The sequence below is a fragment of the Bacillus sp. FSL R5-0416 genome (assembly GCF_037975425.1).
Taxonomy (GTDB): Bacteria; Bacillota; Bacilli; order Bacillales; family Bacillaceae; genus Bacillus; species Bacillus subtilis.
Map to the genome: position 1 here is coordinate 2,123,311 of NZ_CP150252.1, position 15,385 is coordinate 2,138,695.

Consider the following 15,385-nt stretch of genomic DNA (forward strand, 5'->3'; position numbering starts at 1 on the left):
TCCTGTCACGATTTTCTACAATTCTTCCACCAAGCTGGATATGCTGTCCAAGTCCTCTGCCGTTAATGATTGACTGCTGAAATCGCTCAGTGTCTTTTCTGCTTTCTGTTGACCGGCGCAGTGTTTCATAATGTCCAGCAAAAAGTGTTCAATCCTGTTAATAAGCTGCTCCATTGTGTTTCTATGAAAGCGGGCTGGCGGATAACTAAGATTGAAATGGAGCTTTTTGTCTGCTGCCATTGCACTCATCTCAATGATTTGCTCACGCTTCCATGTATGAGTGATATCCTTTCCGCTTCCAAGGCTTGATGGACGGAAGGTGTCCTGTCTTTCGATGTCGTTGAACTGGCCCAAATAGTTAAAGCTGATTTCAGGTGTTTTTGAAAACGTAATGCTTTTATTTTCAGGATGTGTAAGGTATTTCAGCATACCGTAACCTACCCCTTTGTTTGGTATCCGGCCCAGTGTATCTTTAACGGTTTTTACTGAGGTTCCGAGCTCATCCCTATGATTTTCAAAGCTTATGAGGGCCGGGTACATGGATGTAAACCAGCCGACCGTCCTGCTGATATCTAACTCTGGCAGAATGTGTTCTCTCCCGTGTCCTTCCATAGCGATACGGAGCTTGCTTCCTCCTGTCCATTCACAAATCGCCAAGGATGCTGCGGTTAACAGAATATCTTGTGTATCTGTGCCATAGGCGTGATTGACGTTTTGCAGCAAGACGGCGGTGTCTGCTTCAGTCAGTGAAAAGCTTAATGAGTCCCTTTTGCTGAAGTCGATGTTCACATGATGCGGTATTTCATATGGCAGTTCTGCGGCTTGCTGTTCTTCTACACTTCGCCAATACGCCTCTTCGCGAATCAGCTTACTGCTTTGGGCATATTCCTGTATGCGTCTTGCGTATTCCTGGTAGGAATCCGTTTTAGGTGGAAGCTGGATCGTCTGGCCTGCAGCAGCTTGTTGATATCCGGCTGACAAATCCTCCAGCAAAATCCGCCATGAGACACCATCAACGACAAGGTGATGGATCGCAAGGAACAAGTAATCTCCGGTCAGTGTTTTAAACAAAGCGGCGTGCAACAATGGTCCTTCCTGCAAATTGATGCTTTGCTGAAGATCTGCAACTTCTTGTTTGATTTTCGTCTCCCAGCCGCTTTCTGACTGTGAAAGATCAGAGGTTCTTAAGCTGTATAGCTGTGACTCATGAATGCCTTGGTTGATTTGAATCCATCGCCTATCATCGTTGCGATAAACCATCCGAAGCGCATCATGATGCTCCGCCAGTTTTTTCAAGGCTGGTCTAATGGCGTTTTCAGATAAACGTCCAGAATGGAATAGCATGACAGACTGATTGAAATGGTGTCTTTCTTCAATATCTTGTGAAAAAAACCATTGCTGAACAGGCGTCCAAGGAACGTCTCCCTGAACGGGTCCTTGCTCTATGATTCTCTCTGACTTACGGATAAATGGTGATAAGTCCTTTATCTTTGGATGACGGAATAAATCACTTACCTGCAAGCTTAGTCCATAGCGCCCAAGGCGTGCAGAAACTTGAAGGGCTTTGATTGAATCTCCGCCCAATTCAAAAAACGAATCCTCTATTCCGATCCTCTGGATGCCGAGAACTTCCTGCCAGATCAACACAAGTTGGTCTTCAAGGTCATTTCGAGGTGGAGCGTACGTTTGTTTAGATGTGAAATTTGGTTCAGGAAGTGCTTTTCGGTTCAATTTGCCGTTTGATGTGAGCGGGAGAGTCTCCATTTCAATAATGTACGCCGGGATCATATAGTTTGGCAGCGAACGCGCGAGAAGTGAACGTACTTGTTCAGCATTCGTGCCTGCTTTTACGCTGATATAGCCAAACAGCTCTTTGCTCCCGGTCTGGGCTGTACGTGCTAACACTGCGGCTTCTTTGACCCCGTCTATTTGACGAAGTGCTGATTCGATTTCACCCAGCTCCACCCGATAGCCTCTGACTTTTACTTGATCATCAATACGCCCAACGTACTCAATTGTGCCATCAGGAAGCCAGCGCGCCAGATCACCTGTGCGATACAGTCGATCGCCAGGTGCAAATGGATTTGGGACAAATTTCTCTTTCGTTAGATCAGGACGGCCCAAATATCCTCTGGCGACGCCATCTCCGCCGACACAAAGTTCACCGACAGCTCCGACCGGCTGCAGCACTCCCCATTGATTTAAGATATAAGCGGTGGAATTACCAACCGGCCGCCCGATCGGAATGGAAAGTTCATATGTTTTTTGAATGTGAAGGCATGTCGAAAAAGTTGTATTTTCGGTAGGGCCATATCCATTCCATATAGATACTTCAGGGCAGACATTTCTGATTCGATTGACGTGGCTCGGCGACAAAGCTTCTCCGCCTATAATCAAATGTTTCAGCTGTGAAAATGTTTGTTCATTTTGTTCTGTCAAATGATTGAATAGAGAAGATGTCAGCCAAATCGTTGTGATTCCTTGATGTTCTATGTACCTCTTAAGCTGATGGGAATCGAGAAATGTTTGTTGATCGGACAGATGCAAAGCGGCACCATTTAGCAGCGGTCCGAAAATTTCAAATGACCCAACGTCGAAACCGATTGATGATGTCATAAGAAGGCGGTCTTCAGGTGTAAATGTAATATAATTGCTGTTTTTAACAAGACGAATTACACTTCGCTGCTCAATCATGACACCCTTTGGTTTACCGGTTGATCCAGAGGTATAAATGATATATGCAAGTGAATGTGGCCCTGCTGAAGAATCAACGTTCTTCGTTTTTCCTTGCTTTTGAATATCTTCGATTATGATTTGTTCACATTCAATGTCTAATAGCTGTTTTTCTGTTTTTTCAGATTGAAGGAGTAATGCCGTCCCGCTGTCTGACAGCATATAAGCTATTCGTTCAACAGGCAGATCAGAAGCAATAGGCAGATAGGCTCCCCCGGCTTTCAGAATGCCCAGCATTCCTGCAATGAGTTCTGGTGTTCTGCCTGTCAACAAGGCTACAACACTATCAGGCCCTACACCCTTAATCTGTAGAACTGAGGCAATTTGATTTGCCCAGCTGTTCAGGTCCTCGTAAGTGAATACTTGGGTGTCGCTGACAATTGCTACAGCATTAGGCGTTTGTTCAGCCTGCATTTCAAAGAGTCTGCTGATGGTTTCATTTCTTGGATAATCTATTTTTGTACGATTGAGCTCGTGGATAAGGTAATGGGTCTCATCCTCATTCAGGATATTTATTGTTCCGAGAGCGGCTTTGTTGTCTTTGATGATGGAGAGTAACATATTGATGAAGTATTGAAGCCACTTTTCTATCGTTTTTTTCTTATATAAGTCAGTACTAAACTCCATTTGGAACGTCAGCAAACCGTGGGGCTGTTCCTGGGCATATAGGGTTAAATCAAATTTGGACGTTTGATGCCCATTGTTTGCTGCAGGTTTGAGACAAAGTTCATCCAGTTCCAACGATTCCTGATCCATGTTTTGAAGAACAAACATTACGTCAAACAGCGGATTTCTGCTCATATCCCGTGTCAATTCAAGCTTATCAACAAGCTCTTCGAACGGGTAATCCTGGTGCTCAAAGGCTTCCAATGCTGTCTCACGCACTTCCTGCAAATACTGTACGAATGGCTTCCCGCCCTCCGGGCGTGTCCGAAGCGCCAGCGTGTTCACAAACATGCCGAGTATCGGCTCAAGATCCTTGTGCGGACGGCCGGCAATTGGCGAGCCGACGATGATATCCTCCTGTCCGCTTAAGCGTGACAAGAACGCGGTGTAAGCCGCAAGGAGCACCATGTACAGTGTGCTTCCGTTTTCTCGTGCCAGCTTGTGAAGGCCTGATGCAACCTCTGGTTCCAGCGTAAATGAGACCTTGTCACCCGCGAAGCTTCGCACCGGCGGGCGGGCATGATCAGCCGGAAGATCCAGCACAGGCAGCTCGCCCTCGAGCTGCTTCAGCCAGTACGCCTCCTGCGTTTTGTACGCGTCTCCTGTTTTAAATCCTTCTTGCCATACGGCATAATCTTTATATTGAATGCGCAGTGCCGGAAGCTTCCGATTATTGTACAGCTCGCCGAATTCCCGAATCAGAATGTTGACGGAAACACCGTCTGAAATGATGTGATGCATATCCACCAGCAACAGGTGCCGCTCATCTGATACCTTTACGATTTGGGCACGGAACAGCGGCGCTTGGCTGAGATCAAACGGTTTGATAAATGCGGCTGCGGCCTCCTCTTCGGTTCGTTCGCCGAGAACTGTAGTCTGTAACGTAAACGGCACCTCGTCATGGATGCGCTGCACCGGATCGCCTCCTGCGTCCTGTTCGAAGGAGGTCCGAAGCGACTCGTGGCGCTTGATCAGCTCTTTGAAAGCTCTGTCCATCCTTTCAGGGTTGAGCTTCCCTTCGAGCTCTAACACAGCTGGCATATTGTAGCCTGTCCCTCCGTCCTCCAGCTGCTGAAGGACATAAATCCGCTTTTGGGCAGAGGAAACCGGATAGGTTTCCTGTTTTTCAGCGGGCTTAATCGCTTCATATGGACTGTCCGTTCCTTCACGGATAACGGTAGCCAGCCCTTCGACTGTCGGATGGGCAAACACATCTTTTAGCGGCACCTGTACATCGAATTCTTTGGCGATCCGTGAGACAAGCGCCGTTGCTTTTAAGGAATGCCCCCCGCGGTCAAAAAAGTTGTCGTGAATCCCGACAGGGCCATTTTTCAGCACGTCCTCCCACAGCTGAGAAAGCTTCATCTCAGTCACGTTTCTCGGCGCTGTGTAGGTCTCCGCATTTGCCGCTCCGCCAGGAGCTGGCAGGGCGTTTCGGTCGAGCTTTCCGCTTGGCGTAACAGGCCACTGTTCCATCTCTATCATATAGGCTGGGATCATGTAGCCCGGCAACAGTCTCTCAAGCTGTGCCCGCACTTCGTTTCTTTGGAGCCCTTCTACATAAGCGCATAATTCCGGCTCGCCGCTGTCTGTCCGTACGGTAACGGCCGCCTCCCTTACGCCTTCTATGCTTCTTAGTGCCGCTTCAATTTCTTCCGGCTCAATCCGGTAGCCGCGGATTTTCACCTGATCATCCGTGCGCCCGAGGAATTCAACATTCCCGTCAGGGAGCCAGCGCGCCACATCCCCGGTTTTGTACATGCGTTCACCCGGGTAAAACGGGTCCTTAAGAAAACGCTCCTCCGTTAATGCCGGCCGATTCAAATAACCTCTGGCAACACCCGCTCCGGCAATGTACAGTTCGCCGGCGACACCAGAAGGCTGTACGGCTAAATGTGGATCTAAAACATACAAACGCGCACCGGGTACGGGCTTCCCAATCGGAATCCGCAAACGGTCCCTGTCCCGTTCTGGGTCCAACACGTAAAATGCCGCGTCTACCGTTGCTTCTGTCGGCCCGTAGCCATGGATTAATGATACCTGCGGCAAGATAGAAGCAAAACGGGCTGCCGTACGCGGCGCAAGCGGTTCACCTCCGGCGAATACACGCTTTAGGTTTGCCCCGTCACCGAGCGCTAACATTTCCGCTTGATCTAGAAAGCTGTTCAGCATAGCCGGAATAAAATGAGCCGTTGTCACGTTTTCCTGATGAATGGCTTTTACGATCAATGCGGAGTCTTTTTCCCAGCCGGGCGGAAGCAGATACGCCGAAGCACCGGAAAGAGCCCACCAAAACAGCTGCCACACAGACGCATCAAAGGAAAAAGAGGTTTTCACCATGACGATGTCATCTTCTGAAAGCGGAAACTGGTGCTGCATGCCGGTCAGAAAAGAAACAGCCTGGCGGTGCTCAACGGCCACTCCTTTCGGCTGCCCGGTAGAGCCCGATGTATAGATGACATAGGCGAGAGATCCGTCGCTAACAGAAGCAGACACATAACGTTTTACTTCTTCACGATCAAGAGATGTCATGTCAACTTCAAGCGTCTCTCCAGAAAAGCTCGGTGCGGAGCATCCCGGCTGTGTCAGCAAGAGCGATGCCCCGCTGTCTTTCAGCATGTAGCTCAGCCGCTCCTTTGGATACGCAGGATCAAGCGGCAAATACGCCCCTCCGGCCTTCAATACAGCAAGGACAGCGATCAGCATGTCAGGTGAGCGTTCAGACAGGATACCGACGATACTTTCGTTTGTGACGCCGCGTGCCGCAAGGTGCGCAGCCAGCCGGTTGGCGTACATGTCAAGCTCAGTGTATGTCAGCGAACCGCCGGAAAATCGGATAGCTGGCCGCTCCGGTGTGACTGCCGCCTGTCGTTCAAACAGCCCATGCAGGGTTGGGGCTTCAGGTGAAACAGATACTGTCCTGTTATTTTGAGAAACGATTTTCCGTGTTTTGTCCTCATCTAGCAATGTCATCTTTGACACAGGAAGAGATGGATCAGAGATGACGTCAGAGATCAAGTGCTGTAAATAATCTTTTATTTCGGACATCATATTTGGTTGATAAGTGCCTGTATGAAAATGAATCCGAACGTACAAAGTACGCCCTGGGATCACTTTGACACTGCATCTATAATTAGTTACCTCTTCCATCTCAAAATCTTTCACGGAGAAATCAAATGATCCAGCTTGATTCAGCTCTTCAATCTCTTGTTGAGTAGGTGTATTTTCAAAGACGATAATATGATCAATCAGCTCTTGTTTAAGAGCGCTCTGCGCCTGAATGTCATATAAAGGGAAGTAACTATACGCTTCTGCTTCAGTCATGTCCTTTTGCATTCCGCTGACTAGGTCAGAAAAAGACAGAAAATCACTTTGGACTCGAATAGGAATGGTATTGATAAAAAGTCCGACCATGTTTTCCACATCTTTTAGCTCAGAAGGTCTGCCTGATATAACTGATCCGAATACAGCATCGTCGCGGCGATTGAACTTTTGGAGCATGATTCCCCATAAAGCTTGGAAAACAGTGTTAAGTGTCGCACCACATGCTGCAGCGATTTTCTGTAATTCGGAGGTTTCTTTTTCAGGAATGGTAAACGTGATCTGCTGTAATGTCCCATCCGACATTTGATCTGTTCTTTTAGGCAGAGGTGAAGCTTTTTCGAAATGCTGAAGCCTCTTTTTCCAATACTCAGCTGCTTCTTCCCGGTCTTGCTGCATCAGCCATGTAATATACGTCCCGTACGGCTGTACGGGAGGCAAATCAGGAAACTGCCCTTTTCCAAGCGCTTGATAAATATGGAGAAAGTCTTTAATGACGATGCCTAAACACCAGCCATCCATTAAAATATGATGGTGGCTCCAGATACAGACATAATGATCAGGCGCCCATTTTAAAATAGATATTCTCATCAATACATCCGTTTGGAGATCAAAGCCTTTTGATTTGTCCTGTTCTTTGAATGCCTCTGTACAATGTTCTTTATCTTTTTCATTGAGGTGAGAAATATCTTCAACATAAACAGGGCAATGACGTTGCTTGAGCACGACTTGACGAGGTTTGGCTACATTTTTATAGATGAATGCTGTTCGAAAGATATCGTACCTGTCAAAAACAGCATCCATACTTTTCTGGAAACGCTCCAAGTCAAGCTGTCCATTGATCGTAAAAGAAGCCTGTTCAAAATAAGCTCTCGACTGCTCATCATACAATGAGTGAAAAAGCATCCCTTCCTGCATAAATGACAAAGGGTATATATCCTGTATTTCAGGTTGCTGCGGCATCAGTGAATCTCCTCTCCTATAGTTTGTTGACGGCTCCCATGATCTCACTCAATTCATCAAGCGTTAAGTCTTCATCAGTGAAATCAGATGCGCTCCACTCTCGGTTTTCTTTGCCCGTACAATGCTCAATGATATTTTCCAGAGTCTGTTTAAAATGCCCGGCAAATGTTTGAATGGTTTCTTCCTCAAATTGATGTCTGTTATAGATGATGTGCATGTTCAGGCACCCCGAAGAAACGGCGCCGCTGATATCCAGTGCATAAGGACGCTCCCAGTTCGGGCTGATCTCATTTCCTGGCTTGATGTCAGACACCTCAAAGGCATTTGATTGAATATCCTGATCAAACTGGCCTAAATAATTAAAGCTGATTTCTGTGCTGTTTTTCTCAGAGCCCCATCTTTTGCTGATATATTTCAGCACGCCGTAGCCCGCGCCTTTATGCGGTATACGGTGCAGCATATCTTTTGTCTGTTTAATAAGGTGGCCCAGCCGCTCTTCTTTGTCCTTATGATCGGAATCTCTCATATCAAGCCACACAGGATAAATAGAGGTGAACCAGCCAACAGTTCTGCTAATATCGATGTCCTCAAGATATGATTCCCTTCCGTGGCCCTCCATGCTGATTTTAAATTGGTTATTTCCCGTCCATTTCTGCAAAGCAAGACCTAAAGCTGTCAGAAGGATATCATTCATCTCCGTGCTGTAAGCTTTATGTGCAGCCGTTAGTAGTAATTCTGTGTGATGGCGAGATAGCTCAAAATCAATCACTTCTGTATCTTTGAATGTGTTATATGCTGCGTCATTGTCTTTTGGAATAGGCTGGATGTGACGGCTCTCGCACTCATCCCAGTACGCTGCTTCGCGCTGCACCTGGCGGCTTTTAGAGTAGTCAACTATTCTTTGTGAATACGTTAAATATGAATCTGTTTTTTGCGGCAGTTTAATAGATTTTCCTGAGACTGCCTGTTTGTAAGCAGCTGAAAAATCCTCGAACAAAATGCGCCAGGAAACCGCATCAACAACTAAGTGATGAATCGTCAGAAATAAATGGTCACCATTCTCGGTTCTAAACAATCCAGCGTGAAGTAAGGGGCCGGTTTCCAAACGAATATGTTCTTGCATCCGGCTGGCTGCTTCCTCAATCGTGTACCGTGCTTCTGTTAGGCTATCCTTTACATCAAACAGTTCAAGTGCATATAGCTCCTCATCTGAAAGATCTATCCCTCTGTTTATCTGCACGTGCCTGCCATCTTCATGCCGGCATACGATTCTCAGTGCATCATGATGAGTCACAAGGCTTTTTAGTACTTTTCTAAGCGCAGCCTCATCAAATTGTTCAGCCCGGTAGATCATAACGGACTGGTTAAAATGATGGCTTTCCAGAGATTGCGAGAAAAACCACTGCTGGATAGGTGTCCAAGTAATCTCGCCTTCGACCGGGCCTTGGTCAATGACGCGTACGTCTTTCCGAACCCGGGCGGACAGTTCACCAAGAGTCTGATGTTCAAACATCTCACGTACTGTCGTTTCAAATCCGCGCTGCTTCAGTCTGGCACAAACCTGCAGCGCTTTAATAGAGTCTCCGCCAAGCTCAAAGAAATTGGCGCTTACACCCAGATCATCTACATTAAGAAGCTCCTCCCAAATTTCAGCCATCACCGTTTCAATCTCATTTCTAGGACTGATATCATCAGCTGTATAAGCGTGTTTTTCAGGCTCTGGCAGGGCTTTCTGATCGAGCTTTCCATTAACAGTCACCGGGATGCTGTCAATTTGTATCATACGGGCAGGCAGCATAAAGTCAGGCAAGGCGTTTTTTAGGGAAGCCCGGATGTCTGATATATTCGCAGCCTGTTGATCTTTTATCACCATATATGCATATATAGCTGTTTGCCCTCGCTCGTCTGCTCTGGTAATGACAGCCGCCTCTTTAATCATTGGATACTGAAGAAGTGCCGCTTGGATTTCGCCTAACTCAATACGGTGCCCTCTGACTTTCACCTGCTCATCAATGCGGCCTAAGTATTCCAGCTCGCCATTTGACAGGCGCTTAGCAAGATCTCCTGTTCGGTATAATCTGTCTCCCGGAAGATAAGGATTGGATACAAAACGGTTAGCGGTCAGCTCATCTCTGTTGTGATATCCCCGTGCCACACCTTCGCCGCCTATATACAGCTCCCCTGGAACTCCGATCGGCTGCAGATTCATATGAGCATCCATCACATAAGCCTGCAGAGTTGAAAGCGGCCGTCCGATATTGCTTTTATTTTTTGCAATGTCTGCTGCGGACAATTTTTTGAATGTTACATGGACCGTTGTTTCTGTAATACCGTACATATTAATCAAATCAGTATGAGGATATTTTTTATTCCAGCTTTGAAGCATGCCGGGCTGTAAGGCTTCGCCGCCAAAAATCACGTAGCGGATGTTTAAATGATCTGTATGATTTTGATCTTCAAGCATCAAGCCGTAAAAAGCAGTCGGGGTCTGATTGAGTACAGTGACGCGCTCTTTTTTTAATAATAAACGGAATGCATGGGGGTCACGGGCTGTTTCTTTAGAGACCACGACTAATGTACTTCCGTTCAATAACGCACCGAACATCTCCCATACAGAGAAATCAAAGCAATAAGAATGAAATAACGTCCAGATGTCTTCATGGTTAAATTCAAAAGGCAGGTTTTGATGCTTCAAGAGACTGATCACATTGCGGTGCTCGACAATGACTCCCTTTGGCTGGCCAGTCGTTCCAGATGTGTATATCACGTATGCGGGCTGATCTGTTACTATTTCTTGAATGTTTACATCAGCCGGAATTGAGTCGTTTTCACATTCATCGATATACAAAATATGCCCGGTGTAGTCTGCAGGTTTGTTTTGACCGCGCTCTGTCAGCAGCCGTTTTGCTCCGCTGTCATTGAGCATAAAGCTAATACGCTCTTTGGGATATTCAGGATCAATCGGCAAATAGGCCCCGCCAGCTTTTAAAATCGATAAAACGCCAATGATCATATCAGGTGACCGATCGAGCATCAGACCGACGATATCGCCAGTTCTCACCCCTTGTTTGATCAGCATAGCAGCTGCCCGCTCGGTTTTTTCATTCAGGTCTCCATACGTAAGCTGAGAATGGCCGCACACCACTGCGATATGCTCTGGATATTTAGCGGCTTGCTTTTCAAATAAGCTTACTATGTTTTCATTTCTCGGATAAGCCGCATACTGTCCCATTTTTTCAAGGAGCAACCTACGCTCTGCAGCAGGAAGCAATTGCATGTCCGAAATTCTCATCTCGGTATCCGCCGTTACCCCTTTCACCAATTCAATAAAATAGGATGCCCACTGCGTAATGGTTTCTTCTTCAAAAAGAGCAGTGCTGTATTCAAAACGGCAGCGTATTCCACTCGGATGCTCCTCAGCGTGTAATGTTAAATCGAATTTAGATATATCATGTTTAGGAGTGACAGACGAAATCGACAGACCAGGCACTTCGAACCGGAAATCTTCACTGCTTTGAAGCACAAGCATCGCATCGAACAGCGGGTTGCGATTTATCTCTCGATTTGTATCGAGCTTATCTGCCAGCTCCTCAAAAGGATAATCCTGATGCTCGTAAGCGGTCAGAGCCAGGTGGCGAATGTCCTGCAAATAGGAGCTGAACGTTTTGTGGCCCTCGGGCTTGCTGCGCATCGCCAATGTATTGACGAACATCCCGATGACGCGCTCCAGATCAGCGTGCGGTCTTCCGGCAGCAGGCGAACCGACAACAATATCCTCTTGCCCGCTTAGCTTAGATAACAAAATAGAATAGACAGCCAGAAGAATCATATACAATGTTGTTCCCGTTTCAGCCATTAAACGGTGCAGTTCATCAGCCGTGTCTTTATCAATGTTGACTTCAATTGTTCCACCGCTGAAATCAGGGAGACGCGGCCTTGTTTTATCAAGCGGTAATTCTAGTGTAGGAAGACTCCCGCCAAGCTGACCAAGCCAGTAGGCCTCCTGTTTTTTGTATAGCTCTTTCGGGTGCTTCTCTTGCTGCCAAACAGCAAAATCCTTATAATGCAGGTTTAAAGCTGGCAACTCTTTTCCGCAATATAAGTCAGTAAATTCTTGGACAAGAGTGCTCATCGAGACACCGTCGGCAATAATATGGTGCATATCGAGCAGCAAAAAGCCGCGATTATTGCCCATTGTAATGACACATGCTCTAAAAAGCGGACCGGATGATAGATCAAACGGTTTGATAAAGGTCTCGATTGCAGACTCAAGCATTTGTTCTGATTCCATTTCAAGCTCTTTTAGATCAAAAGCCATCTCTGAGTAAATGATCTGCACAGGCTCGTCTCTGTCAAGCACAAAAACAGTCCGTAATGCTTCATGCCGATTCACAAGTTCTGTGAGAACGCTTCTCAACCGCTGGCGATTCAGACTTCCGCGTAATTCAAGTACAGCTGGCATGTTATAACCTGTGCTGTCATCTGCCAGCTGGTGAAGAGCATATAATCGTTTTTGCGAGAAAGACAGCGGATAGACATCTCTTTGATCCGCAGGTTCAATCTGTGTAAAAGCGTGTTCTTTTAAGCTCATCAATTTGCCCGCCATGCTTTCAACCGTCGGATAAGAAAACACCTCACTGAGCGGCAGCTCGACATTAAGCTTTTTATGTATTCTTGATACCAGTGCGGCCGCTTTTAAGGACTGTCCGCCTAACTGAAAGAAATCATCACGAATGCCGATGTGCTGTTTATTCAGCACATCCTCCCATATATGTGCGAGATCAGCTTCGATTAAGGTTCGGGGCGCCATATATGTGACACTCGTATTGTTTTCTGGTTCAGGAAGCGCAAACCTGTCAAGCTTGCCGCTGGATGTTAATGGCATCCGGCTGATGTTGATAATACTTGCTGGGATCATATAGGACGGCAATGTCCCGGCAAGATGCTGATACAAGTCTGGGAGGCTGTTTCCCTTTTCTGGAACGATATAAGCAACAAGCTCCTTTTCCTCAGCAGAAACATCACGGGCCAGTACCGCGGCTTCCTTTACCCCCGGTGCTTGTCGAAGAACTGTTTCAATCTCTCTCAGTTCAATACGGTAACCCCTAATTTTTACTTGATCATCAAAACGTCCAATATATTCAATCGTTCCATCAGGCAAGAAGCGGCCTGCATCACCTGTTCGGTATAAACGCTCCCCTTCAAGGAATGGATGATCAGAGAATGCTTTCTGTGTCAGCTCTTGCTGTTTGTAGTATCCTTTCGCAAGACCCGCGCCGGAAATACACAGTTCACCCGCCGCGCCGATCGGCTGCATTTGATTTCCGTGCAAAACAAATACTTTTGTGTTTCTGATCGGGTGTCCGATCGTAATCCTCTCTTTTTCATTCAGATGCCGCAATATTGTTGTTGCCACACTGTTTTCTGTGGGCCCGTATTCATTTGCCAGTTCTGCAGAAGGACAAATCATTTGACTCAACTCAAGCAGATCAGGCGTGACCGCTTCACCCGCAAATGTCACAATACGAAGACTTTTTGCATCGTCAGCAGTCATCACTTCCAATAACACCCTGTACAGGGAAGGAACAATGATCATGTGGCTGACCTTATAACGAGCTATTTTTCGCTTAAGGGCCAGCACATCCTTCGCTTCGTCATCTGTTGTCAGCAGTACGCACGCACCAGATAAAAGCGGGGTAAATAAGCTCGTTACACAGCCGTCAAACACGTACGAAAACAAATGGAGGGATATATCCTGTTCGGTCATGCCATACTCTTCCCGTCTCCATTGCAATGTATTGGCAATACCGTGATGATCAACTAAAACCCCTTTAGGGCGCCCCGTCGTTCCCGACGTATAGATCAAGTAGGCTAGGTCACCTGGCGGCATATTTGGCGCTTCTGTTTGGTAACTTTCTGTATGTTCTATCGTTATCGTATTTCCTTCATAGGACGGAGGGATCAAAGAAATAAGGTCTTCTTCTATCAGCAATTGAGCCGCTTGACTGTCCTTCAGCAGGAAAGAAAGACGTTCTGCTGGAAAATGTGGATCAAGCGGCATATAAGCGCCGCCTGCTTTCCAAATCCCAAGCAGAGCTGCAGGCATTTCCATTGACCGGCCCATCATTACAGCAACGATATCTCCAGATCCAACGCCTTTTTCTATCAGGGCGTGCGCAATCTGATTGGCTCTTATATTTAATTGGCGATAGGTCCAGCGCTCGTCTCCCATTTTTAATGCTGCCGCTTCAGGTGTTTTGCGGGCTTGTTCCTCGAACAATTGGGGTATCGTTTTGTTCACATAAGGACGCTCAGTTTCGTTAAACGATTGGATAACCTGTTGCTCCTCCGGCGGCACGATATTGATGTCACTGACGGCAACATCGGGATTTGTCAAAATGCAATCCAGTGCTTGCTTTAGATGCCCCTGAATCCTCAGCATCTCCTCCCGCTCGTAAACGTCTGCGTTGTAGCTGAATTTGATATAAAATGATTCTCCCGGAACGATAACGATATTAAAGTCGTAATTGGTTTGTTCCGACATTGAAATGTCACTCAGCTTCAGAGCGCCTTCGTCATTTTCACTCTCCACGCTTAATGCCTGATGAAGCTGTACAGGGTAATTTTCAAAAACAAAAATATGATCGATCAACCCTTGCTTCAATGGACTATGGTTTTGAATCTCATAAAGCGGATAATAGCCATGCTGTTCAGATGATAAAATATCCTCCTGTACGGCTTTGACCAGCGAAGAAAACGTTATGCCTTCCGCAGATCGGATTCGCACTGGAACAGTATTGATAAACAAGCCGACCATTGATTCAATCCCGTCAATCGCTGACGGGCGTCCCGAAATGACGGAGCCAAAAACGGCATCATCTGCAGCATTATATCGATGGAGCAGCACGCCCCAAATACTCATAAACAGCGTGTTTAATGTCACTCCCCAGTTTTGGGCAGCCTCTGTCAGTTTCTCAACCATATCCGGCGCTAATGAAAAGCTGACCTGGGCGGCTTTATAATCCCCCTCTGCCGTGCGGCGCCTTATTCGGGGAATAGAAGCAGTATTGCCGTACTCCTTTAAATATTCGCTCCAGTAGGCAGCAGTCTCTTCTTGATCTTGTTCTCCGAGCCATTCAATATAACGGCTGTACGGCACCGTGCTGCCAAGCTGTACAGGTGAGTTATTTTTGAGCGAATCATACATGCTGAAAAACTCTTTAAGAATAATGCCGAGACACCACCCATCCATGATGATATGGTGATGTGTCCAGACACATGTATATTGGCTGTCTCCTCTATCAAAAAGGGCAAGACGCATTAAAGGATCTTTTTGCAAATCAAATCCTTTTTCCCGATCCTTAGTCATAAAAGCATCAATCAGCGCCTGCTGTTCTTGATCAGCCAGGCGAGAAATATCTTCTCTATATACTGTCAATTCCCGGTTTGATAAGACTACCTGCTGCGGACCTGTAAGATCTGGTACTTCTTTAATGAAAATCGTTCTGAAAATATCATATCTAGAAACAAGAAGGTTTAAGCTCTTTTGAAACGAGTCGACGCATAGATTCCCTGTGATCGTAAACGAGGTCTGTTCGATATATGCTTTCGAGCTGAAATCCATTAGTGAATGAAACAGCATTCCTTCCTGCATGTGCGATAACGGATAAATATCTTGAATTTGTGCCGATTGTGCCATCAA

Annotated in this window: 2 protein-coding genes; both read right to left on the bottom strand. The window is 46.5% G+C overall.

Annotation, left to right across the window (positions count from 1 at the left end; all coding sequences use genetic code 11):
- Positions 1-15: 15 nt before the first annotated feature.
- Entirely contained in the window at positions 16-7,683 is a 7,668-nt protein-coding gene (gene ppsC, locus NYE20_RS11190) for a plipastatin non-ribosomal peptide synthetase PpsC (RefSeq protein ID WP_161621612.1), read from the bottom strand.
- A 16-nt stretch (positions 7,684-7,699) separates the two neighbouring features.
- Positions 7,700-15,382, bottom strand: a complete 7,683-nt coding sequence (gene ppsB, locus NYE20_RS11195) for a plipastatin non-ribosomal peptide synthetase PpsB (RefSeq protein WP_161621613.1) — start codon at positions 15,380-15,382, stop codon at positions 7,700-7,702.
- Positions 15,383-15,385 lie beyond the last annotated feature (3 nt).

Excerpts from the sequence above, each read along its gene's own strand:
- ppsC (WP_161621612.1), bottom strand. The coding sequence starts at position 7,683 with ATGCCGCAGCAACCTGAAATACAGGATATATACCCTTTGTCATTTATG.
- ppsB (WP_161621613.1), bottom strand. The coding sequence starts at position 15,382 with ATGGCACAATCGGCACAAATTCAAGATATTTATCCGTTATCGCACATG.